General features: G+C 67.8%; 19 protein-coding genes. 3 read left to right on the top strand and 16 right to left on the bottom strand.

All coding sequences use genetic code 11. The annotated features are described in order from the left end of the window. Positions 1-228 precede the first annotated feature (228 nt). Together ABD116_RS02360 and ABD116_RS02355 are read right to left on the bottom strand one after the other, a co-directional pair. Entirely contained in the window at positions 229-660 is a 432-nt protein-coding gene (locus ABD116_RS02360) for a type II secretion system protein (protein ID WP_343964279.1), read from the bottom strand. Between the two features lie 257 nt (positions 661-917). Then, positions 918-1,571 carry a response regulator gene (locus tag ABD116_RS02355; RefSeq protein WP_343964277.1) on the bottom strand — a complete coding sequence of 218 codons (654 nt, stop codon included), beginning with the start codon at positions 1,569-1,571 and terminating at the stop codon, positions 918-920. Between the two features lie 178 nt (positions 1,572-1,749). Here ABD116_RS02355 and ABD116_RS02350 point away from each other — a divergent pair, with 178 nt between their 5' ends. Further along, positions 1,750-2,529: a prepilin peptidase gene (locus ABD116_RS02350; RefSeq protein ID WP_343964275.1), complete on the top strand. Its 780-nt coding sequence runs from the start codon at positions 1,750-1,752 to the stop codon at positions 2,527-2,529. A gap of 2 nt (positions 2,530-2,531) precedes the next feature. On the opposite strand, the gene ABD116_RS02345 is transcribed toward ABD116_RS02350, so the two are convergent. The 12 genes from ABD116_RS02345 to ABD116_RS02290 form a co-directional block, all read right to left on the bottom strand. Further along, positions 2,532-3,182, bottom strand: a complete 651-nt coding sequence (locus ABD116_RS02345) for a response regulator transcription factor (RefSeq protein WP_343964273.1) — start codon at positions 3,180-3,182, stop codon at positions 2,532-2,534. Positions 3,183-3,268: 86 nt separating this feature from the next. Next, positions 3,269-5,365, bottom strand: a complete 2,097-nt coding sequence (locus ABD116_RS02340) for a pilus assembly PilX family protein (RefSeq protein WP_343964271.1) — start codon at positions 5,363-5,365, stop codon at positions 3,269-3,271. Further along, positions 5,362-6,003, bottom strand: coding sequence for a PulJ/GspJ family protein (locus tag ABD116_RS02335; RefSeq protein WP_343964269.1), 642 nt, complete (start codon positions 6,001-6,003; stop codon positions 5,362-5,364). Before ABD116_RS02335 ends, ABD116_RS02340 begins: the two co-directional genes overlap by 4 nt. After that, positions 5,994-6,458 (bottom strand): type II secretion system protein, encoded by a 465-nt coding sequence (locus ABD116_RS02330; protein ID WP_343964267.1) that lies wholly within the window; start codon positions 6,456-6,458, stop codon positions 5,994-5,996. The genes ABD116_RS02335 and ABD116_RS02330 overlap by 10 nt, the downstream gene beginning before the upstream one ends. Further along, the gene (locus tag ABD116_RS02325) at positions 6,458-7,663 is read right to left on the bottom strand and encodes a type II secretion system F family protein (RefSeq protein WP_343964266.1); all 1,206 of its coding nucleotides are present in this window, start codon (positions 7,661-7,663) and stop codon (positions 6,458-6,460) included. The genes ABD116_RS02330 and ABD116_RS02325 overlap by 1 nt, the downstream gene beginning before the upstream one ends. Position 7,664: 1 nt before the next feature. After that, complete coding sequence (locus tag ABD116_RS02320; protein WP_343964264.1) at positions 7,665-9,302, bottom strand: GspE/PulE family protein; 1,638 nt, start codon at positions 9,300-9,302, stop codon at positions 7,665-7,667. Next, positions 9,299-10,393 (bottom strand): type IV pilus twitching motility protein PilT, encoded by a 1,095-nt coding sequence (locus ABD116_RS02315; protein ID WP_343964262.1) that lies wholly within the window; start codon positions 10,391-10,393, stop codon positions 9,299-9,301. Before ABD116_RS02315 ends, ABD116_RS02320 begins: the two co-directional genes overlap by 4 nt. 87 nt (positions 10,394-10,480) lie before the next feature. Then, positions 10,481-10,864, bottom strand: a complete 384-nt coding sequence (locus ABD116_RS02310; protein WP_343964260.1) for a type II secretion system protein — start codon at positions 10,862-10,864, stop codon at positions 10,481-10,483. Positions 10,865-10,892: 28 nt separating this feature from the next. Continuing rightward, positions 10,893-11,657 (bottom strand): CpaE/TadZ family protein, encoded by a 765-nt coding sequence (locus ABD116_RS02305; protein WP_343964258.1) that lies wholly within the window; start codon positions 11,655-11,657, stop codon positions 10,893-10,895. 188 nt (positions 11,658-11,845) lie between these two features. Further along, the gene (locus tag ABD116_RS02300) at positions 11,846-13,642 is read right to left on the bottom strand and encodes a helix-turn-helix domain-containing protein (RefSeq protein WP_343964256.1); all 1,797 of its coding nucleotides are present in this window, start codon (positions 13,640-13,642) and stop codon (positions 11,846-11,848) included. A gap of 22 nt (positions 13,643-13,664) precedes the next feature. Beyond that, entirely contained in the window at positions 13,665-14,969 is a 1,305-nt protein-coding gene (locus ABD116_RS02295; RefSeq protein ID WP_343964254.1) for an MFS transporter, read from the bottom strand. Positions 14,970-14,985: 16 nt separating this feature from the next. Continuing rightward, a complete protein-coding gene (locus tag ABD116_RS02290) occupies positions 14,986-15,720 on the bottom strand; it encodes an SDR family NAD(P)-dependent oxidoreductase (protein ID WP_343964252.1) in 735 nt (244 codons plus the stop codon). Between the two features lie 147 nt (positions 15,721-15,867). Here ABD116_RS02290 and ABD116_RS02285 point away from each other — a divergent pair, with 147 nt between their 5' ends. Then, positions 15,868-18,123: an FdhF/YdeP family oxidoreductase gene (locus ABD116_RS02285; protein ID WP_343964250.1), complete on the top strand. Its 2,256-nt coding sequence runs from the start codon at positions 15,868-15,870 to the stop codon at positions 18,121-18,123. A 21-nt stretch (positions 18,124-18,144) separates the two neighbouring features. Here the strand turns inward: ABD116_RS02285 and ABD116_RS02280 are convergent, their stop codons facing one another. Then, complete coding sequence (locus ABD116_RS02280) at positions 18,145-18,492, bottom strand: hypothetical protein (protein ID WP_343964248.1); 348 nt, start codon at positions 18,490-18,492, stop codon at positions 18,145-18,147. A 209-nt stretch (positions 18,493-18,701) separates the two neighbouring features. Between ABD116_RS02280 and ABD116_RS02275 the strand changes: the two genes are divergently transcribed. Continuing rightward, a complete protein-coding gene (locus tag ABD116_RS02275) occupies positions 18,702-19,361 on the top strand; it encodes a class I SAM-dependent DNA methyltransferase (RefSeq protein ID WP_343964246.1) in 660 nt (219 codons plus the stop codon). Positions 19,362-19,530: 169 nt separating this feature from the next. Here the strand turns inward: ABD116_RS02275 and ABD116_RS02270 are convergent, their stop codons facing one another. Then, on the bottom strand, positions 19,531-21,723 hold the full coding sequence (locus ABD116_RS02270) for an MMPL family transporter (RefSeq protein WP_343964244.1): 2,193 nt from the start codon (positions 21,721-21,723) through the stop codon (positions 19,531-19,533). Positions 21,724-22,152 lie beyond the last annotated feature (429 nt).

The following is a 22,152-nucleotide window of genomic DNA, read 5'->3' as shown; positions in this document are numbered from 1 at the left end:
CGGGACCGCCCCACCGAGATGGCCTACCGGTTGCGAGGACAACCGGTAGACCGGCGGCGATCCGGTACGACGGTCCGGGTCGCCGGCTTTCTCGGGTGGCGCTGCCCGGTCCCGGGCAGCTTCCTTGGGCGGTACTGCGGTGCGCTCCCTCAACGGGTGGACCGGCCCTCCTCCGAGCCGGTCCACCCGCGCCGCGCCGTGAGGTGCGCGGGAGGGGCGGGGTATCGATCAGGTACAGGCGCCGGAGGCGGTGACCAGGCCGTTGGCGCCGAGGGTGATCGTGTAGCCGGTGCCGGTCGGCCGGTCCCGCAGGAGTTGGTCGACGCCGACGGTGAGCTGGAGCCAGCCGGCGTCACCGGCGGCCGGGTAGGTGCCGTTCTTGGCGTAGAACGCCTCGACGGCGACCAGCGTGGTCTTCTTGTCGGTCCGGCAGGCGGCAGCGTTGCCACGATCCTGGATCCCGCTGACCGCGAACACCACGATGCCGGACAGCACACCGAGGATGACGATCACGATCAGCAGCTCGATCAGGGTGAAGCCGCGCTCGCGAGCGGAGGAGCGGCTGTGGATTCGATGCCAGTGGACCCGGCGGGTCGGGCGGTTCGAGGCGCGGTGGATGGTTCGGGCGGCCAGGACGGTGGCCCGAAGGCGGTCTTTCATGGTGCTTCCTTCGCATTTGCTCCGGCAGGCGACGGAGACAGGGTCTTCCAGGCGCGGCAACCCGCGACGGACCGACCGGCGTACCGGACGTCCGACCCCTGGACCCGATGCGCGAAGCCGTCGATCATCCCCCAGATGCCACTAGCTGCCGCGTCAAACACTCGCCTCTGCAAGGCCCGCGTCACAGCGGGTGAACGCCCGACTGTCCTGGCCACTCACCCGACACGCCGTCGGCCGTTCAGCCGACAGCGCGCTGGTCAGGCAGGTACCGAAAGGTTCTGCTCGATCAGGCCCTGCCGCAACGCGGACATGATGGCCTGGGCACGGTTGCAGGCGCCGAGCTTCTCGTAGAGCCGCGCCACATAGGTCTTGGCGGTCGACGGGCTGACATACATCGACCGTGCGATGGCGGGCACGGACAGCCCGTCCACCAGCAAATTCAGCACCTCACGCTCGCGCGGGCTGAGCACCAGCCCGGCATGCCGGGTCGCACGGCGGCCCAGGGCCAGCGCGAGACCGGTGGCCGTGAAGGACGACGCCGCCACCGAGGCGTGCCGGATCGCGGCGAGAACCTCCGCATTGGGCGCGGTCTTGCAGACGAACGCGGAGACGCCTGTTTCCAGGGCACGGAAGAGGACGTCGTCCTCCGTGTTGGAGGTGAGCAGCACGAGACCGAGTTCGGGATAGCGGTCCCTCAGCTCACGGGCGACCCGCAGCCCGTCGCCGTCCGGCAGGGCGACATCGAGCACGACCACGTCGGGTTCTGTACTCGCGACCAGAGCGGGGGCCTCGGCGGCCGAACCACACTCCCCCACCATCCGGATGTCCTCGGCCGAGCCCACCAGGGCGACCAGCCCGTACCGCGTTAGCGTGTGCCCGTCGATGACGGCAACACCGATTGAGTTTGTCATGCGGTTCCCCCCGCTGAAAATAACGTTCCGTGACAAATAGGCGACAAGTGACGATAAAAATTACCTTCTGTAACCTTGATCGTTGAACGTACACCCATTGTTACGAGGTTGCGAGAGGTGCTTTCAACCGTTTGCCCGGCCGATCATGTGAGCCGCTGACGAAGGAGGTGGACCGGCGATGACCGTCGTGCTCGCCCTGCTGCTGGGGACCGCCGTGGGCTCCTTCCTGAACGTCGTGATCCACCGGGTGCCACGCCACGAGTCCGTCGTCCGGCCGGCCTCACGCTGTCCGCAATGCGGTACTCCGATCCGGTCCCGGCACAACCTCCCGGTCGTCGGCTGGCTGATCCTGCGCGGGCGCTGCGCGGACTGCGGTACGCCGATCAGCGTCCGGTATCCCCTGGTCGAGCTCGCGACGGGCCTGCTGTTCGCCGCGCTGGCCTGGCGTCTCGACCGACTCGACCTGCTGCCGGCGCTCCCGGCGTACCTGTGGTTCGCCGGCGCAGGGGTCGCGCTCGCGCTGATCGACCTCGAGCTCCGGGTCCTGCCGAATGCGATCGTGCTGCCGTCGTACCCGGTGACCGCGGTACTGCTGACAGCCTCAGCAGCCTGGCAACACGACTGGTGGCCGCTGGCAAGGGCCGCCCTCGGAGCGGCGGCCCTGTTCGCGTTCTTCCTGCTCCTGGTACTGATCGCCCCGTCGGGGATGGGCTCGGGCGACGTCAAACTCTCCGGCCTGCTCGGCGGCGTACTCGCCTACCTCTCCTGGTCCACCTTGCTGATCGGCGGCTTCAGCGGCTTCGTCCTCGGCGCCGTCGTCGGTGTGGCAGCAATGGCCGTCGGCCGCGCCGGCCGGAAGACCACCCTCCCGTTCGGCCCGTTCATGATCACCGGCGCCCTACTGGCAATCTTCTTCGCCGGACCGCTGGCAACCGCCTGGCGCCACCTGATGAACTGAGCTCAGGCGCTGACCGGTTCCTTGCGGATCAGCCCGAGCCGGAGGCCGGCGATCAGGGCCTGCGCACGGTTGGAGGCGCCCAGCTTCTGGTACACCCTGGCGACATAGGTCTTGGCCGTCGAGTGGCTGACGAACATCCGGCCCGCGACGGCCTGGATCGACAGTCCTTGGCCCAGCAGCATCAGGACCTCGGCCTCGCGCGGACTCAGGATCGGCCCAGTGGGGGCCGACTGCCTGCGGGCATAGGCCTGGCCGAGCCCGCTCGCGAGAAAGGACCCCGCGGCGGCTGCGGCGTGCCTGATGGCCGCCAGCACCTCGGCGACCGGAGCGGTCTTGCTGACAAAGGCCGACGCCCCGATCTCCAGTGCGCGAAAGAGGACGTCGTCCCCGCCTTTCGACGTCAGCACCACGATGCCGAGACCGACGTACTGATCACGTAGCTCACGAGCAACCCGCAACCCGTCGCCATCCGGCAACACGGTGTCCAGCACAACCACATCAGGCTTCACCGCCGCCACCAGAGCCAGCGCCTCGGCGCCCGACCCGGTATCCCCCACGACCTCGATATCGGCCAGCCCACTCACCAGCCCCGACATCCCGAACCGCGTCAACGTGTGCCCGTCGACCAGAACGATCCGAATCCGATCAGTCATGACCCCACCCCCGTGGGAGTCACACTAGGTACCCCCGCCCAGCCTCAGACAGGGACCTTCGGCCCTATTTTCGTGGGCGATTCGGCCTATCCAGGCCGCGACCAGCTGAGGATCGTCACCTGCCGGGCGCCTGCGTGTGGGGTGGTGGGGTCGCTGTCCACCAACGCAACCTTGGACCGTAGGGCGGGCGTGCCGGTCGGAGTACAGGTCGGTGACTTCGGACAGATGTAGACGGACAGGTACATGCTGAAGACGAAGCCTGGCGAGTCGTCCGGGACCTCGATCACCACGCCCCCGTACGAGAAGCTGCCGGTCTCTCTGACCCACAGGGACCGGGAGATGACCCCGAAGCGGAAGACCTGCTCGGCCGCGTTGTTGAGGGTGATGTCGAGTGCCGCCTTCGGCGCGTACGTCGTGCCCTGGACGTAGAACTGATTGCCGGCGCTGTTGACCGCCGTGACCAGAGAGCAGTTGGCCCCGTCCTGACCGCCGCCCGCATACGGCGTACTGGTGACACAGCCACTGCTAGCCCGAAACGCCGGCGGAACGAAGGTGAGTTCGAGCTGGATCGAGTCGATGTACTCGGTGTCGTCCTTGGGACTGTTGACGAGATTCGTCTTGAGGTCGATGGTCGAGCCGCTGTAGGTTCCGGCGTTCACGGCCTTGGCGAGGGCTCCGGTCCGCGCGGTGTCCAGCGGGATCGTGTCGACCTTCAGGACCCCGCTGCCGAGCTGGCCGGAAGTCGACCCGGTCAGGGCCGGGCCGCCTGCGGTGGTCAAGGAGACATCGAAGGAATCGACATTGGTGATGTCCGTATGCCTGTGCAGGATCTTCACCTCGGCGGACTTCAGCACCGACCCTGCCGGAATCGGCGTGGTCGGCGCGAAGCCGCTCACCTTGAGGATGGTCGAGTCACTCTTCTTCTTGCTGTTCCAGGACGCGACCGGGACATCGCTGCCCGTTGCGAGGTTTGCGGTCGTCGCATTCGTGAAGTCACCCGCAGACGTCACACTGGAGAGCTTCAGCGAGTTGCTGTTGCCGGTCCACGCAACCGGCGCGTCCGCACCTGTGGTCAGGCCGTAGATGGCGACGGGGGCCTTGTCCACCCGGTACGTCCCGCAGATCTCGGCCTGGCCGGACTTGATGGCGAAGCGGCTGTCGGCGCCGAAGATGAACTGCACGCCGACCGCGCTCGCGTTCTTGATCGGGTTGTCGCAGGAGCCGGGGATCGAGGCCGGTACCGGTGGGCTGGCGATGATGGCGCCGGCCGCGTTGACCGGCGTACCGGCGACCAGGTAGCCGTCGTTGACCGTCCAGGTGTTGCCCTCGCTCCCCGGGCTGGGGAGCAGCGGGTTGGCGTTCACTCCGGTGTTGCGGAAGTCGAAGTAGTACACCCCAGGCTTGAACCACCAGGTGCTGTTCTTGCAGGAACTGTTGCCCTTCATCATGTCGTTCAGCCCGACCACGTCGTCGTACGTGCCGGGAAGGAAGGTCACCACCGAGTTGGCCGTCGTGCAGGACGGCACGTTGCGGTGCACCGGCGGATCGGTTGCCGAGGGCGAGTATCCGGGATCGTCGCCGAGGGCGTTCGGCGTACTTCCGTAGTTGCACGACGGTGCCGGAGTGCTCTGGATCGCGCCCGTGCAGGAGGTCCTGGCCCAGGTCGAGGCGTTGGTGTTCAGGGTGCCGTTGACGACGTTGATGTTCGAGTTGGAGAACACGTTGCCGCGGACCCGGAAGGTCGACCCGGTGTTCTGGCGGATGTTGAGACCGTCCTCCCCGCTGACCTTGCCCAGCGTCAGGATCGCGTTGCCCGGCCGGTTGCACTGCGACAGCGACGGGCACTGGATCAAGACTTTCTTCGGGTCCGCGGAGCAGGTCACCGCGGCCGAGTCGGAACCGTAGAAACCGTTCAGCGGCAGGGTGTTCGAGGCCCCGAAGCACTTCTGGCCGGCGGCGTCGTTGTAGGTGCTGTTGCGCAGGTTGTTGATCGACGCCTGCAAGGCGCCGTCGGCGTTGTACGTCGCGGCCGCCTGGTCGCGTAGCCCCACCGTCGTCCGCAGGCCGGTGTCCGATCTGGTCAGCAGCGCGGCCAGTCCGAGCGCGATCACCGTGACAAGGATCATCACCAGAACCAGTGCGGCTCCCTCCTCGGAGCGGGCGCGAGCGAACCGGGATTTCATGACTGCCTCCGCTGACCGTTGAGCGTGATCGGGTAGTCGCCCACCGATGGTTTCGTGGTCACCAGCCGGAGCGTGATCTCGTTCGGCACCGTCGCCGACTCACACGTCGACGAGCACGTCACGGTCACGCTGCCTGCCTTCACGTTGTGCGCGATCGGCACGTCGACAGGGGTGTCGCTGCCCGAGCACTTCAGCCGGTGCAGCTCGATGCCACCGGCAACCGTCTTCAGGTAGTAGGCGACGACGACCGTCTCCGGAGTCGTCATCGAGTCGGCCGGGTCCCACGAATCGGACAGCAGTCGCAGCGCAGCGACCGGAGTACCGGCCCCTCCGCAGGTGTAGCCGCCCTGGTTGTAGGCCGCGTTCCGCTGGACGGACGACTTGAACGGCAAGGAGTTGCCGTTGACGCTGTCGTAGTCACGGATGCCGACGCCGGCCACATCACGGGCGAAGTACGACGAGCTGAGCTGCGCGTCGTGCGACAAGGCCATCCGGTCCTGGGTCGCGCCGGTGTTCTTCAAGGCGCTGACCACCGTGCCGGACAACGGAACCGTGATGATGCCGAGGATGACGATCGCCACCAGCAACTCGACCAGGGTGAACCCGCCTTCGGAGCGGATCCGGTCTCTCAGCTGCATAGGACATCCCCCAGTCCACAAGGCTTTCTCAGTACTACCACCAGCTGCTCGCTCGCGCGGCCATCGGCGCTGGCCACCTTGATGGTCAGCTTCTGCAAGCCCTTGTCCGTGCCACAGGCCGGCTGCCACGCCGTACCGTCCCAGTACCGGATCGACCCGGCGACGACCGAGTGCTGGAAGCCCGCCGGATCCACGAAGGTCCCGAGCGTGTACGGGGCCGGCGCAGCACAGCCGTCGACATAGTTGCCATCGGCGACGTACTTCTGCAGAGCCTCGGCATAGTCGCGGACCGTGGTACCGGCGGTCGCCTGTTTGCGGTGGATGTCCGACATCAGCACGCTCGTGGTCAGGCCGGCCATCAGCGCCACCGCGGCGATGCCCATGATCGCGACTGCCAGCAGCATCTCGACCAGGGTCTCCCCTCGCTCGTCGGCGACCCGGTGCCGGCCGGACATCAGCCCTGGACCTGACGGAAGATGCCGTACATCGCGGACACCAGCGCGACGGCGACGAAGCCGACGACGACCCCCATCACGATGATGACGGCCGGCTCGAACAGGCCGATCAGCTTCTTCAGCTTGTAGTCCAGTTCGCCCTCGTAGTACTCCGCGGTGACCTCGAGCTGGTTGTCGAGCGTTCCGGTGTCCTCACCGACCCGCATCATCTGGGCTGCGGTGGTCGGGAAGAGGCCGGTCGCGGCCAGCGGCCGGGCCAGGCCTTCTCCCTCGAGCAGTGCCTCACCGGCTCCACCGAGCGCACGCCGGAAGACGAGGTTCGGCAACGAGCCGGTCGCCACCCGGAGGGCTTCGGGAAGCTGTACGCCGGCGCCGACCATCGACGAGAGGATCCGGCAGAATCGCTCGACCAGAGCGAACTGAATGGTGCCACCGAGCACGGGAAGCTTGAGGAACAGCTTGTCCCGGGCATAACGACCGCCGTGCGTCCTGGTGACAGCGAACACGAGCAGGCACACCGACGCCGCCCCGATGCCGACTGCCCACCACCAGGCAGTGAGGAAGTCGGTGACCGCGAGCAGCATCCGGGTCGGCAGCGGGAGCGTGGCGTGCAGACTCGCGAAGAACTCCTTGAACCGCGGCAGCACGAACGCGGCCAGCACCACGACGGTGACCAGCGACATCAGCGACACGATGGCCGGGTAGATCATCGCCTGCTTGATCTTGCGCCGCGCCTCCAGGTCACGCTCCAGGTACTTCGCGAGCTGGGACAGCACCGAGTCGAGCTGTCCGCTGAGCTCCGCCGATCGCAGAATGCCGCGGTAGAACTCGGGAAAGATCTTGGGATGCCGGTCGAAGCAGTCGGACAGCTTCTCGCCACCTCGCAGGCCCTCCTCGACCTCGGCCATCATCCGGCGAACGGAGTTGTTGTCGGCCTCCTGGCCGAGACTGTGCACGGCATCGATCAGCGGCAGGCCGGCCTTGATGAACGCGCCGAGCTGGCGGGACAGGTGCATGACCTCCTCGCGCTTGACCCGCCGGGCGGTGATCTCCAGCTGGAGCACGCCTGGCTTCTCGGTCACCCGGATGTCGCGGAGCTCGCGCTCGTACAGAGCCAGCTCGGCCTCCTCGCGGGTGTCCGCCTTGGTGATCCCCTTGGCGCGCTGACCGTCGGGCGCGATCGCGACGTACGCGTACCTGGTCATCTCAGCTCCCGACCACGTAGATGGAACGCACGACCTCGGCGACCGTGGTGACGCCCGCGCCGACCAGCCGGACCGCTTCCTCTTGCAGGGTCCGCATGCCCTCGTACCGTGCCGCCTTGCGGATCTCGTCGTGGGACGCCCGGTCGACGATCAGCTCGCGGATGGTGTCGGACACCGGCATCAGCTCGTAGACCCCGGTCCGCTCGAGGAACCCGGTCTGCGCGCAGAAGTTGCAGCCTGCTCCGCGGACCAGCCCGCCGACCGGGACGCCACCGCCGAAGGTGTCCAGGAACGCGAGCTCCTCGGCGGGCGGCTGGTAGCTCTCGCGGCAGTTGTGGCAGATCCGGCGTACCAGCCGCTGGGAGACCACCGCGCTGATCGAGGAAGCGATCAGGAAGTTCTCGATCCCCATGTCCAGCAGGCGATGCAGCGCCGTCGCCGCGTCGGTCGCGTGCAGCGAGGAGAGCACGAAGTGACCGGTCAGGGCGGACTGGACGGCGATTCGCGCGGTCTCCACGTCGCGGACCTCGCCGACCAGGATCACGTCCGGGTCCTGCCGCAGGATCGACCGCAGGCCGCCGGCGAAGGTGATGCCGGCCGACTCGTTGATCTGGATCTGGTTGATCGAGGAGAACGTGTACTCGACCGGGTCCTCGATGGTCATGATGTTGCGCTCGGGGGTGTTGATCTCGCCCAGCGAGCCGTAGAGCGTGGTGGTCTTGCCACTGCCGGTGGGCCCGGCGCAGATCACCATCCCGTACGGCGACCTGAGCAGGCTGGAGTAGCGCGCGGCCATCTCCGGTGGCATCCCGAGCTGTTCCAGCTTGAACAGCGGACGGCTCTTGTCGAGCAGCCGGAGCACGACCTTCTCGCCACCGACCACGGCCGTCGTGGAGACGCGGATGTCGACCTCGCGGCCTTCGACGTCCATGCTGATCTGGCCGTCCTGCGGCCGGCGCCGCTCGACGATGTTGAGGTCCGCCAGGATCTTGATCCGGCTGACCACCGCGGGGCCGATCGAACCGGGCAGCTCGAGCTGGTCGTGCAGGGCGCCGTCGACGCGGAACCGGATCCGGACCCGGTCGTCGTGCGGTTCGATGTGCACGTCGGAGGCCCGGTCCCGCAGCGCTTGGGTGATGATGAGTTGGACAACCTGGACGACCGGGGCTTCGTCGTTGGCGGAAGCCACCTCGACCCGGCTGGAGTCCTTGCGGATCACGTCCCGCGCCTCGAACATCTTGAGCCGGGAGTCGATCCCGGTCAGGGCCCGGAAGCTGTTGCCGATGGCGGTGAGGATGTCGGTCGGCGCGGCGATCCGTAGTACGACTCTGCCGTCGAGCACTGCCCGCAGATCCGCCTCGACCTCCGGATCGGCCACCGCGACGGTGACGGTGTCCTCGTCGATGGTCAGCGGGACGGCGGTGAGCGCGCGGGCGGTCTGCTCGTCGATCAGCGCCGCTGCCGCGGGATCCGGGGTGACCGTGCGGAGGTCGACCTGAGCGAGTCCGTGCTGTTCGGCGATCTGCCGAGCCCGGTTGCGCTCGATCTGGAGGTCCTCCTGGGTCGCGGCCGGACGGACGTCGGGCCGCGCGGTGAGGGTGACGACGGCCGCGGCCTGGTCACGCTTGCGGTGCCTCATGCCGGCACTCCTGCCCGCAGCCTCGGCCGCGACTCGATGTCCTTGGGATAGAGGCTGCGCGCGGCGGCGTCGTCGTACGAGACCGCGCCGGACTGGACCAGCCCGGACAGCGACTGCTCGAGCGTGAGCATGCCTTCGCGCTGGCCGGTGACGAGGGAGTTGCGCAGCTGGTGCGTCTTGCCTTCTTTGATCAGGTTGCGGATCGCGGAGTTCGCGACCATCACCTCGTACGCCGCGATCAGGCCGCCGCCGACGCGGGGAATCAAGCGCTGGTAGACGACTCCGCTGAGGGCCGCGGCGAGCTGGACCCTGACCTGGGACTGCTGCTCGGGTGGGAAGACGTCGATGATGCGCGCGAGGGACTGCGCGGTGTCGTTGGTGTGCAGGGTGGCGAAGACCAGGTGGCCGGTCTCGGCGATGGTGAGCGCGAAGCGGATCGATTCGAGGTCACGCATCTCGCCGACCAGCAGGACGTCGGGGTCCTCGCGGAGAGCCGAGCGGAGCGCGTCGGGGAAGGACGCGGTGTCACTGCCGACCTCGCGCTGGTTCACCGCGGAACGCTTGTGGTCGTGGACGTACTCGATCGGGTCCTCGATCGTGATGATGTGGCAGGCACGGTCGGTGTTGATCTGGTTGATCACGGCGGCGAGCGTGGTCGACTTGCCGGAACCGGTCGGGCCGGTGACCAGGACGAGGCCCTGATGCTGCTTGGCGAACTGGCCGAGGATCGGCGGCAGGCCGAGCTCGGCCATCGTCGGGATGGTGCGCGGGATCATCCGGAGCGCGATCGTGCTGTCGCCGCGCTGGCTGAACGCGTTGCCGCGGATGCGGGCGTGGTCGCGCCAGGAGAAGGAGAAGTCGAGCTCGAAACTGTTGCACCAGGCATCGGCCTGGGCCGGCGTGAAGAGCTCGGTCAGCAGGTTGTCGGTGTCGTCGTGGGTCAGCGCCGTGGTGCCGTTGACCGCGTGCAGTGCGCCGTGGACGCGGATCTGCGGAGGCATGCCCACGGTGAGCAGCAGGTCGGTGCCGCCGGCGTTCCAAAGCTCCTCCAGCAGCACGTCGACGCGGCTACCGCGAGCAAGACCTTTCATGAGATTCCTCCAGTGAGGCGGTTGGAACACTGCCGGGGAAAGCCCTTGGGGGTCAGCCCTCCCCGGCAGTGGCTTATGGTGGATCGATCAGCTGCAGGCACCGGAGGCGGTCACGACGCCGTTCGCCCCGAGCGTGATCACGTAACCGCCGTTCGCCATGGTGGCCGTCGGGGCGCTGCGCAGGAACTTGTCGGGAGCCGTGGTCAGCTGCAGATATCCGGCGGCGCCGGCGTCTGGATACGCCGTGTTCTTGGCGTAGTAGGCCTCCACCGCGACCTCGACGGTCGAGCGGTCCGACTTGCAGGCGGCGGCGTTGCCGCGGTCCTGGATGCCGGAGACGGCGAAGACGACGATGCCGGAGAGGACGCCGAGGATGACGATGACGATCAGGAGTTCGATCAGGGTGAAGCCGGATTCGGTTTTGCGGGCTTGGCGTAGTTGCTGGAGCATGATGATTCGCTTTCTTGTCAAAGGATTCGAGTGAGTTCGATGGCGTGTACTACGCGGGCGGCGGATCGCGGCTGCACCTCCCGTCGCTGGGGAGGACGGCGGCGGCTAGTTGCCGGATCGCTTGGCTGACCGCGTGGTCGGGTTGGGCGGAGGTGAGTGGTTCGCCCCGGTTGATCGAGGCGGGGACGCCCTCCCAGGTCGGCAGGTGACCGGCGATCGGGCTTCTGAGCAGTTCGTCCAGGAGTCCGGGCGGCAAGGCCGACGAGGCGTCGGAGCGGTTGATCACGATCGAACGGGCGGTCCGGTCGTACGGCAGCAGGTCGAGCATGTCGAGCGTCACCCGGAGGTTCCTCAGCGCGGGCCGCTCCGGCGTCGTGACCAGGATCTGGTGGTCCGCGACGTCGAGCGCCGCCAGGACATGCGGGCCGAACCGGCTGGGCGTGTCCACGACGACGAAGTCGTAGCTGAGTGGAAGGACGGCGAGCAGGCGGCTCACCAGTGAGGCCGGGATCAGCCGATCGTCACCGGGCCGGGTCGGCGCCAGCAGACAGTCGAACCCGGGGAGGTAGTTCGTCATCAGTCCAGCGACGATCTCCGGGGTCAGCTGATCGGCCACCGGGAGCGCGTCGACCATGCTGCGCTCGGACCGCAGGCCGAGCAGGCTGGCGGCGTCGCCGAACTCGAGATCGAGGTCGAGCAGGCAGACTCTGCGGGCGCCACGGTCGTGCAGGACCGTGGCCAGGTTGGTCGCCACCGTGGTCTTGCCGCAGCCACCCTTGGCCGCGAAGACCGTGACGATCCGGCCGTCCGCCATCTCACACCCCCCGCCGTTTGGACGGGATCAGCACTCTGTGTCACTGTCTTCGGCGCTGCTCCCGCCTAAAGAGTGGGCGCGAGGGGCTTGTCCGTTACAGCGGGTGAACGGGTGACAGAGAAGGTGGCGACCGGGTGGGCCATCCGTCCTACGCCTGTCGACCGAATGGCCGACAGACAAAACTGCGATTACGTGGCGTCGGGGAGGGTTGCCAGGAGGTGGAGGGCGACCTGGATGTTCAGGGCGCGGTCGGGGTCCAGCCAGCCCTGGCCGAGGAGGACCGTCACTCTGTCCAGGCGTTGCTGGACGGTGTTGGGGTGGACATGCAGGACCTCTGCGGCGCGGGTAGGGCTCTGGCCGGCCGCGAAGTACGCGCGGAGGGTGCCGAGGAGGTCGGTACCGCGCTGTCCGTCGTACTCGATGACCTTGCCCAGTACATGGTTCACGTGGGTCGCTACGTCGACGTGGGCCGCGCCGACTAGGCCTGCGAGGCCGAGGTCGTCCGGTGCTGCGGCCTGGGCGGTTCTCTGCAGCCTGAGCATGGTCGAAACCAGGCGGCCGGCCTGCTGGTGCGCACTGACCAACTGGTCGCCCCACCGCGCTGGACCGGCCACTGCGATGGTCACGCCGGTACGCCGGGCTACGTCGTCCAGGCGTTGGGCCGCTGTTGTCGCGTTGGGCAGGTCGAGCAGCATGACGAGATCGCCTGCGTAGGCGCCTGACAACGTGAGCCTGTCCTGCAGTGGAGCGTCTAGCCGAGCCAGTACTCCGGTATGGTCGCCGCGGCACACTGCGACGACTACCTGCTTGGGCAGTTCCTTCTTACCCAGCAGGCGAAACCGGTCTGCCAACGCTGTCGAGCCGGTGAGCGCATCACCCAGGATGTCGGCTTGCGCCCGCTCCGCCTGCTCAGCAGCCTGTCGACGGAACAGCAGTACCAACGCTGTCACCACAGCCGCCCGCTCCACAATCCGCTGGTCGGCGCCGGACAGCTCGTCCACTCCCCCGATGACCAGCGCCCCCAGCCGCTCGCCCTTGGCCGTAGCGGCCACCACCCAGCAGTCGCCGGTCCGTGTCAGACGCCCCGAGGCCGGCGACTCCGCCCAAGGCATCGGCCGACCGCCCGCCACTCCCGCAATGGGTTCGGGGGCCACCTCGCCCGCTCGAGCCAGTTCGTTGCCGGTGGCATCGACCAGGACGACCCATACAGCCAGTAGTTCGGCTAGGGCGGCTGCTATGGCGTCCACGTCGCCGCCGGAGAGGACTATTTCGGCGAAGCGGTCGTGGGCGGCGGCTGCGTGTTCGGCGCCGGCGTGGGCGGCTGAGAGTTGCTCCAGCGCGGCGGCGGTCTCAGCGGTGGCCCGGACCTGGACCAGGGTGACCGCGGCCAGGGTTGCCAGCGATCCGAGGAGGGAGACCTCTTCGCGGCTGAACGGGCGCCGGGTGCGGTTGGACGCGAACAGTACGCCGACGAACGCGCCGTCGACGATCAGCGGCGTACCGCAGATCGCGACCAGCCCCTCCTCGCCGACCGCGTGGTCGATCCGGGACGTGTGCTTGAAGCGTTGGTCGCCGGGATAGTCGGCTGTCCAGTACGGCTTGTGGGTCTTCGCGACGAGCCCGCCGAGCCCCGCGCCGAGTGGCAGCCGGAGTTGCTGGAAGGCGGCCGAGACGGACCCGTCGGTGGCCCGCATGAAGGTGTCGCCTTGCGCAGCGTCGTACAGGGTCAGGTACGCGACGTCGGTGCCGATCAGCGTGCGGGCGCGATGAACGATCGTGTCGAGGACGCCGCCGGGGTCGCGGGCGGAGGCGAGCTCGCGGGCGACGTCGACGAGCGCCGACAGTTCCGTCTCGCGCTTCTTGCTCGCGTCCATCCCGGCGCGGATCCGGAGCGCGAGATCGCGGGCGGCCTGGTTGGTCCCGGCCGCCCGCGCTAGCTCGCTTCCTGGCGCGTCATCGGCGAGCAGTCGCAGCAACTCCTCCATCAGCGGATCATGTCATCGCAGCTCACAGCGTGGTGAGATCCCGCTGCCGGGTCTCGCCGTAGCTGAGCACCGCGACGATCGAGATCACCGCGCAGACCGCGACGTACACCGAGATCGCGAAGCCGGAGTCATACGCCTTCAGCAGCGCGATCGCGATGAACGGCGCCAGCCCGCCGGCGATGATCGAGGCGAGTTGGTAGCCGACCGAGACCCCGGAGTACCGGACCCTGGTACCGAACAGCTCGGTGAAGAAGGATGCCTGCGGCCCGTACATCGCGCCGTGCAGCACCAGCCCGATGGTGACCGCGACGACCGCGAGACCGAAGTTCTTCGTGTCGACCAGCGCGATGAAGACGAATCCCCAGACACCGACCCCGATCGCGCCGAACAGATAGACCGGCTTGCGTCCGACCCGGTCCGACAACGCGCCCCACAACGGGATCGCGCAGAAGTGCACCGCGGCGGCGATCAGCACGGCGTTCAGCGCGAACGACTTGCCCAGCCCGAGATGCTCCTTCGCGTACGTCGCGATCACGATGGTGAAGATGTAGTAGCTGACGTTCTCCGCCATCCGCGCGCCCATCGCGGTCAGCACCTCGCGCGGGTAGTTCGTGATCACCTCGACGAACGGCAGCTTGTCGGCCGGCTCCTGCTTGGCCCGCGCCTCGCGGAACACCGGCGACTCCTCGATCCGCAGCCGCACCCAGAGTCCGACCAGGACCAGTACCGCCGACAGCAGGAACGGGATCCGCCAGCCCCACTTGTCGAACGCCGCGTCGCTCTGGAAGGCCGCCAGTCCTGCCAGAACTCCATTGGCGATCAGCTGCCCGGCCGGTGCGCCCGCCTGAGGCCAGGACGACCAGAACCCTCGCCGCTTGGGATCACCGTGCTCCGACACGATCAGTACCGCTCCACCCCACTCGCCGCCGAGCGCGAAGCCCTGGATGAGCCGCAGGACGGTCAGCAGGATCGGCGCCAGCGCACCCACCTGCGCGTACGTCGGAAGCAGGCCGATCGCGAACGTCGCCATGCCCATCATCAGCAGCGACAGCACCAGCAGGTTCTTGCGACCGAGCCGATCACCGAAGTGGCCGAACACGACGCCGCCGATCGGCCGGGCGAAGAAGCCGACGGCGAAGGTGGCGAAGCTCAGCAGCGTACCGGTGAGCTGCTCGCCCTTGGGGAAGAACAGGTCGCCGAAGACGACGGATGCCGCGACGCCGTACAGGAAGAAGTCGTACCACTCGACGGTCGTGCCGATCAGGCTGGCGCCGACGACCCTGGCGATCGGGGTCCTGGTCCGCGTGGGTTCTGTTGATGTTGCCATGTGGGCGGGCTCCTTGTTAGTGGGCGGTCCAGCCGCCGTCGAGGACTAGCGAGCTCCCCGTGAGCGAGGCCGAGGCGGGTCCGCACAGGAGTGCGACCAGCTCAGCCACCTCTTCCGGCTCGATCAGGCGCTTCACGGCGACCGGCTCGAGCAGGACCTTGTCGAGTACTTCGGCCTCGGTCAGGCCGTGGACGAGCGCCTGGTCGGCCAGTTGGGCGGTGACGAGCGGCGTACGGACGTACGCCGGATTGACGCAGTTGCTGGTGACGCCGTGCGGGGCGCCTTCGAGCGCGACGACTTTGCTGAGGCCTTCGAGCCCGTGCTTGGCCGCGACGTACGCCGCCTTGAACGGGCTGCCGCGGAGGCCGTGGACGGACGAGATGTTGACGATCCGGCCCCAGCCACGGCCGTACATGTGCGGGAGGGTCTGCCGGATCAGGCGGAACGGGGACTCCAGCATCAGGCGCAGCAGGTAGCCGAACCGGTCCGGCGGGAACTGCTCGATCGGCGCCACCTGCTGGACCCCGGCGCTGTTCACCAGGATGTCGATGTCGGTCGGCAGGTGTTCGAGGCTGTCCAGCTCGGTCAGATCGGCCGTGATCGTCTCGATGCCGTCGGCCGCCAGGTCGCTGAGCGCTGCGGTGTCGTAGTCGACCGCGACGACCTGTACGCCGTCCGCGGCCAGCCGGTGGACGCAGGCGGCGCCGATGCCGGACGCGGCTCCGGTGACGAGGGCTCGACGGGTCTCCATGGCCGAGGACTCTAGAAATCCGCGCCGCCGCGCACTATGGGGTGACCTCACACAGTGCGGGGTTCGGTCATGGTGCCGCACCCCATCCAGCCACACCGTGACCTATCAAACCTGCTTGTGGTGATAGGACGATTTACAGTTGAACCCATGGTCGACATCGAACAGCCGAAGAAGAAGGCCGCCGGCGTCCCCGCCGTGCTCTCGTCGTTCAAGTTCGGGCTGCGGGAGATGGGGGCGGCCCGGACCGGCAAGGTGTTCCTCAAGATGAACCAGGACCGCGGCTTCGACTGCCCGTCCTGCGCCTGGCCGGACCCCGACAGCAAGCGCAAACACGCGGCCGAGTTCTGCGAGAACGGCGCCAAGGCGGTCGCCTGGGAGGCGACCCGCAAGCGGGTGCCGCGGTCCTTCTTCGCCGGGCACTCGATCGATGACCTGGGCAAGATCTCCGAGTTCGAGCTGGGCAAGCTCGGCCGGATCACCGAGCCGATGCTGCTGCGGGCCGGCGCGACCCACTACGAGCCGGTCGGCTGGGACGAGGCGTTCCACGTGGTGGCCCGGCACCTCAAGGCGCTCGTCGACCCGAACGACGCCGTCTTCTACACGTCCGGCCGGACCAGCAACGAGGCCGCCTTCCTGTACCAGACCTTCGTACGGGCGTACGGCACGAACAACCTGCCCGACTGCTCCAACATGTGCCACGAATCCTCCGGTACTGCGCTGTCGCGGGTGATCGGCAGCGGCAAGGGCGCCGTGACGCTGGACATGCTCGAGGAGGCCGAGCTGATCGTCGTGGTCGGCCAGAACCCTGGTACCAACGCGCCGCGGATGCTCAGCCATCTGGAGATCGCGAAGAAGAAGGGCGCCGACATCGTCTCGGTGAACCCGCTGCCCGAGCCGGGGCTGATGAACTTCAAGAACCCGCAGCGCCCGTCCGGCTGGGTGGGCAAGGGGACGGCGCTGGCCGACCAGCACCTGCAGATCCGGATCGGTGGCGACCAGGCGCTCTTCCTTGCCGTCGGCCACTTGCTGCTGGAGGCCGAGGCGGCTGCGCCGGGGACGGTGCTGGACAAGTCGTTCATCGAGAGCCACACCAGCGGGTACGAGTTGTATGCGAAGCACAATTCGGAGCTGGACTGGGCTGCCGTCGAGCAGGCGACCGGGCTGACCCGGGCCGAGATCGAGGAGTTCACGCAGCGGTTCGTCAAGTCGAAGGCGACGGTGATCTGCTGGGCGATGGGGCTGACCCAGCATCGCGAGGCGGTCGCCACGATCACGGAGATCGTGAACGTGTTGCTGCTGCAGGGCAATATCGGCAAGCCGGGCGCCGGGCCTTGCCCTGTTCGGGGGCATTCGAACGTACAGGGCGATCGATCGATGGGCATCTGGGAGAAGATGCCGGACGCGTTCCTGGATCGGCTGGATCACGAGTTCTCGTTCACGTCGCCGCGGGAGCACGGGATCGATGCTGCCGAGACCGTGCATCGGTTGCGGGACGGCGCGGTGCGGGTGTTCTTCGCGATGGGTGGGAACTTCGCTTCGGCTACGCCGGATACGGAGGTCGTGGCCGAGGGGTTGCGGCGGTGTGATCTGACGGTGCACGTGTCGACGAAGCTGAATCGGTCGCACACGATCGTCGGACGGGAGGCGTTGATCCTGCCGACGCTGGGGCGGACGGATCATGACCACACTCCTGCCGGGCCGCAGTCGGTGACGGTCGAGGACTCGCAGGGTGCTGTGCACCTGTCGACGGGGAACTTGTTGCCTCCGGCACCTGAGTTGAAGTCGGAGGTGGCGATCGTCTGCGGGATCGCTTCGCTGGTGGTGCCGGAGATCGGGGAGATTCCGTGGGCGGACTTCGCTGACGACTACAGCTTGATCCGGCAGCGGATCGGGCGGGTCTGCGATGGGTACGAGGACTTCGAGCAGCGGTTGCAGGCGACGGGTGGGTTCTTGCTCGCGCACGCGGCACGGGACAAGCGGGTCTTCAAGACGTCGGACGCGCGGGCGCAGTTCAGCGCCAACGAGTTGTCTTGGTTGCCTACTGAGCCGGGGCGGCTGCTGTTGCAGACGATGCGGAGTCACGACCAGTTCAACACGACGATCTACGGGTTGGAGGATCGGTACCGCGGTGTGCACGGGACGCGGGAGGTCGTCTTCGTCAACCCGTCGGACCTTGCGGAACTCGGGCTGGAGGACGGGCAGCGGGTCGACATCGTCAGCGAGTTCCGGGGTGTCGAGCGGCGGGCTTCGGGTTTCCGGCTGGTCTCGTATCCGACCGCGCGCGGCTGCGTAGCGGCGTACTATCCCGAAACCAACGTCCTGATGTCGGCCGACGACGTCGCCAAAGGCAGCAACACCCCCGTGGCCAAGGGCCTGACCGTCCGCCTGGAGCGCACCAACTAGTCTTGCGCGGCGACTGGTGGGTCAGGACTGCCAGTCGCCGATGTTGTTCCAGGTGTTCTGCAGCGTGAGGACTTCCTGCGGGATCCAGTCGGCGGCCAGCTCGTACGCGTCGCGCATCGCCTCGATACCGCCGGCCTCGTTGAGGATCTCCCCGATCGCGCGGGCCCGGCGGTCCCCCGCAGTACCTTCCCGGAACGACGTCGCCTGCCCGAGCCCGACCAGTTCGCGAACCAGCGGCGGCAGATCCTCCAGCGGAATACGCCGCGCCCGCCGGAGCTGCTCTTCCTTCTCGTTGTACGCCCGCAGGAGCTTGAGGTCCCGGAGATCCTTCTTGCTCAGCCCCGGCCCACGCCGCCATCGCTCGAACATCCAGCCTCCTCGAATTGTCCGACCCGATGACTAGTGTCCCGTAAGCGATGTGGCTTGAACGATAGCGGTGTCCAGGTGCGTGCATCGTGGTGCTTGAGCAGTGGCCTCGATGCGGAGCATCGTGGGCGCTGGGCAAGTGCCGCGAGGTGCGTGCCTGGGCGCCGATAGCGTCGAGCCACATCGCTTACGGGGCGCTAGCATCCCGCATCGTGAAGGCATCTCGCATCGAGCAACCTACCGATCTCGACACGGTCCGCGCCTCGTACGACCGTGTGGCCGACAACTACGTCGCGATGAACCTCGGCGACATCACCGCCTACCCCTGGCTCCGCACCGCAATCGACGGCTTCGCAACCGCAGTACAGGGTGTCGGCCCGGTACTGGACGTGGGCTGCGGCCCGGGCGACGTGACCGCCTACCTGGCTGACCGCGGCCTCGACGTCTCCGGCGTCGACCTGTCGCCCCGGATGATCGACCATGCCCGCCGTCGGTACCCCGGCCGGCAGTTCTCCGTAGCCTCAGCCACCGACCTGAACCTCGCGGACTCATCACTCGGCGGAATCCTCGGCTGGTGGTCGCTCTTCAACCTCCCCCGCCACGTCCTCCCCCAGGTCCTGAACTCCTTCGCCCGAGCCCTGGTCCCCGCCGGCCACCTCATCATCGGCACCCACCAAGGCGACGACGACCTGGTACGAACGCAGGCGTACGGCGCAGTCCCGGTCACCTGGACCACCCATCTCTGGCAACCCGAACAGCTCTGGCAACTCCTCACGTCGGCCGGCCTCTCCCCAGTAGCCGACCTACGCCTGTCCGAAAGCGTCGCCGGCGTCCCCTCGCTGGTCCTCGTCGCCCAACGCCCCACCACCTGACCCCTCAACCAGTGGGCACAGGCGGCCTGCTCAACCGGTTTGGGGAGGTTCTTGTCCGAGCCTGGGGAGCAAATTGCCCCCGATCCGGGCCATTTGTCTCCCCACTCCCCCTTCTCCTGAAGAGGTCCCGCTCACGGGTTCGTGAGCGGGACCTCTTGGCTTGGGAGTGTCAGCCGACTGGGGTCAGTTCTCGGTCGGGTTCGGGGGTGGGGGTGGTGGCGTGCTTGGGCTGGCGGCCTCGGAGCCACTTGGGGGCCCACCAGTTGGCGTCGCCCAGGAGGGTCATGATGGCGGGGAGGACTACGGCTCGGATGATGGTGGCGTCGATGAGGATTGCCACCGCGAGGCCTACGCCCAGCTGCTTCATGTCCAAGGTGCTCAGGGTGGCGAAGACTGCGAAGACGCCGATCATGACGGCGGCTGCGCTCGTCACCACGCCTGCGGAGCCGGTGATGCCTTCGGCGACTGCTTGCTTGGTGGGGACGCCCCGGAGTACCGCCTCGCGGATCCGGCTGACCACGAACACGTGGTAGTCCATCGACAGGCCGAAGAGGACTACGAAGAGGAACAGTGGGAGCCACGAGACGACTGCTCCGTTGGAGCGGAAGTCGAGCAGACCCTCGGCCCAGGTGTTCTGGAAGACCGCTGTCACCACCCCGTACGCCGCACCCGCACTGAGCAGGTTGAGCCCGATAGCCGTGACGGCGACGACGACCGAGCGGAAGGTCACCATCATCACGATCATCGTGAGCAGCAGGACGAAGCCGATCACCAGCGGGAGTTTCGCCCGGGTGTGGGCGGCGTAGTCGACATCCGCCGCCACGAACCCACCGACCGCGTACTCGACCCCCGGCACCTTGCCGAACGTTTCCGGCATGAGCTCCTTGCGCAGCTTCGTCAGCGAGTCACGCGCCTCCTGGCTGCCACCCTCGTACGGCGTAGCGACCTCGAACACCGTCACCCGACCATCGGCCGAGACCTTCGGCTCCTCCAGACCGTCCTGCGCAAACACCTTGTCCGACTGCGTCCGCTTGATCAGGTCGGCGAACGCGGCCTTCACCGCAGGCTGCTGGTTGGCAGGCGCCCGTACTGCGACCTCGTGGCTGGTCCCCGTGCTCGGGAAGGCCGCGGTCAACCGGTCGTACGCCTTCATCACCGCGGTATCGCGCGGCAGATCCTCCGTACCAGGGAACTTCAGCGTCATACCGAGCGCAGGCGAGGCCACCGCGAGCAGCGCGGTCACGGACACCAGCAGGGTGGCGACCGGGTGCTTCAGGGCCGGCTTGAGCACGGTCGGCCAGAAGCGGGGCTGCGACTTGTTCGCCGTCAGGCGCCACAGCAGCGGGATGCGGGGACGGTCGACCCAGCGGCCCAGCTTGGCGAGGATCGCCGGGAGCACGGTCAGCGAGCCGACCACCGCGACGGCGACCACGAGGATCGAGCCGACGGCGAAGGACGAGAAGACGGCGTCGCGGGCGAGGAAGAGTCCTGCCATCGAGATGATGACCGCGGTACCGGAGACGACGACCGCGTGCCCGGAGGTTGCCGCGGCGATCTCGACCGCGTCGACGTGGCCGCGGCCCTTGGCGCGTTCCTCTCGTTCGCGGCGCAGGTAGAAGAGTGAGTAGTCGACGCCGACCGCCATACCGATCAGCAGGATGACGCTGTTGACCGCGTCGACCGCTGGTACGAGCTGTGATGCGGCTGCGGCTAATCCGATCGCGGCGGCGACGGCTGACAGTGCGAGCAGCAGCGGCACGGCGGCGGCGATCAGTGCGCCGAAGGCGATCAGCAAGATGATCAGGGTCACCGGCAGGCTGAAGATCTCGGCGCGCTGGAAGTCCTTGCCGAGCGTCTCGTTCAGCGCCTTGTCGATGGACTCGCCACCGACCTCCTCGACCCGCAGGCCCGGGAAGTCCTGCTGGACCTTGGCTGTCGTGTCGAGCAGCGGCTGGACCCGGTTCTCGTCGTCGCCGTCCTTCAGCGTGACCTGGACGATCAGCGCGTCCTTCTTCGGCGACAAGGTGGGCTTGGCGACCTCCGCGACCCCACCGAGGGCGCGCATCCGCTCAGTCACCACGCCGGCGACCTTGGTGGCCTCCGCCTGGTCGAGTTGACCCGAGCGCGGCGTGATCAGCACGCTCTCGATGTCGTGGTCGGGGAAGTTGCCGGACTTGACGATGTTGTCGGCGCGGGTGACCTCGCCGATGTCGCCCTCGTTGCTGGACTCCTTGGTCCCCGTCATATTGCCGAGCGCGAAACACGCCACGACTACGACCACCCACATGGCGATCGCGCGCCACGGATGGGTGGCACTCCAGCGTGCGGCCCGCACCGTGAGTTGTCCCCTGGAAGTGGACATGGTGGTTCCTACCCCTCTGCGCCCGCCTCTGGACGCACCCTCCCAGCCCGGCCCGACGCCGACTGCTGGCTACGTGTCTCAGCATTCGTTAAGCCGGGCACCGCCCACCATGCAGGAAGCCACCGACTCCACCCTGGCGCCAGCCCCACCCCACCCTGGGGGAACCCACAGCCCAGAACTTTCCCGTACTACGTACGAGCAGCGACCCGCCCCGTCCCACCTGACGGAACGCACCGGTAACCAAACCCACCGTGCCCCCACCCGCTCACCCACTCCCCCACCAGCCGGATCCACCCCCGGCCAACCCCTGGGGGTCATCCCCGAGTACTACGCGGCACAGGCGCCCCGCGACGCCGGACCGGGCAGGGGCAGGGGCTGGGGCCGGGCAGGGCCGGCCGCTGGGCTGGGCTGGGCCGGGCCGGGCGCTGG

This window comes from Kribbella koreensis (genome assembly GCF_039525325.1).
Classification (GTDB): Bacteria; Actinomycetota; Actinomycetes; order Propionibacteriales; family Kribbellaceae; genus Kribbella; species Kribbella koreensis.
Note: the sequence above shows the minus strand (reverse complement) of the source record. Positions and strands in the feature narration are given on the sequence as shown.

Coding starts and splice junctions, on each gene's coding strand:
- ABD116_RS02325 (WP_343964266.1), bottom strand. CDS start 7,663: ATGACCAGGTACGCGTACGTCGCGATCGCGCCCGACGGTCAGCGCGCC.
- ABD116_RS02300 (WP_343964256.1), bottom strand. CDS start 13,642: ATGGAGGAGTTGCTGCGACTGCTCGCCGATGACGCGCCAGGAAGCGAG.
- ABD116_RS02355 (WP_343964277.1), bottom strand. CDS start 1,571: ATGACAAACTCAATCGGTGTTGCCGTCATCGACGGGCACACGCTAACG.
- ABD116_RS02290 (WP_343964252.1), bottom strand. CDS start 15,720: ATGGAGACCCGTCGAGCCCTCGTCACCGGAGCCGCGTCCGGCATCGGC.
- ABD116_RS02280 (WP_343964248.1), bottom strand. CDS start 18,492: ATGTTCGAGCGATGGCGGCGTGGGCCGGGGCTGAGCAAGAAGGATCTC.
- ABD116_RS02320 (WP_343964264.1), bottom strand. CDS start 9,302: ATGAGGCACCGCAAGCGTGACCAGGCCGCGGCCGTCGTCACCCTCACC.
- ABD116_RS02360 (WP_343964279.1), bottom strand. CDS start 660: ATGAAAGACCGCCTTCGGGCCACCGTCCTGGCCGCCCGAACCATCCAC.
- ABD116_RS02305 (WP_343964258.1), bottom strand. CDS start 11,657: ATGGCGGACGGCCGGATCGTCACGGTCTTCGCGGCCAAGGGTGGCTGC.
- ABD116_RS02315 (WP_343964262.1), bottom strand. CDS start 10,393: ATGAAAGGTCTTGCTCGCGGTAGCCGCGTCGACGTGCTGCTGGAGGAG.
- ABD116_RS02345 (WP_343964273.1), bottom strand. CDS start 3,182: ATGACTGATCGGATTCGGATCGTTCTGGTCGACGGGCACACGTTGACG.
- ABD116_RS02270 (WP_343964244.1), bottom strand. CDS start 21,723: ATGTCCACTTCCAGGGGACAACTCACGGTGCGGGCCGCACGCTGGAGT.
- ABD116_RS02335 (WP_343964269.1), bottom strand. CDS start 6,003: ATGCAGCTGAGAGACCGGATCCGCTCCGAAGGCGGGTTCACCCTGGTC.
- ABD116_RS02340 (WP_343964271.1), bottom strand. CDS start 5,365: ATGAAATCCCGGTTCGCTCGCGCCCGCTCCGAGGAGGGAGCCGCACTG.
- ABD116_RS02350 (WP_343964275.1), top strand. CDS start 1,750: ATGACCGTCGTGCTCGCCCTGCTGCTGGGGACCGCCGTGGGCTCCTTC.
- ABD116_RS02295 (WP_343964254.1), bottom strand. CDS start 14,969: ATGGCAACATCAACAGAACCCACGCGGACCAGGACCCCGATCGCCAGG.
- ABD116_RS02285 (WP_343964250.1), top strand. CDS start 15,868: ATGGTCGACATCGAACAGCCGAAGAAGAAGGCCGCCGGCGTCCCCGCC.
- ABD116_RS02330 (WP_343964267.1), bottom strand. CDS start 6,458: ATGTCCGGCCGGCACCGGGTCGCCGACGAGCGAGGGGAGACCCTGGTC.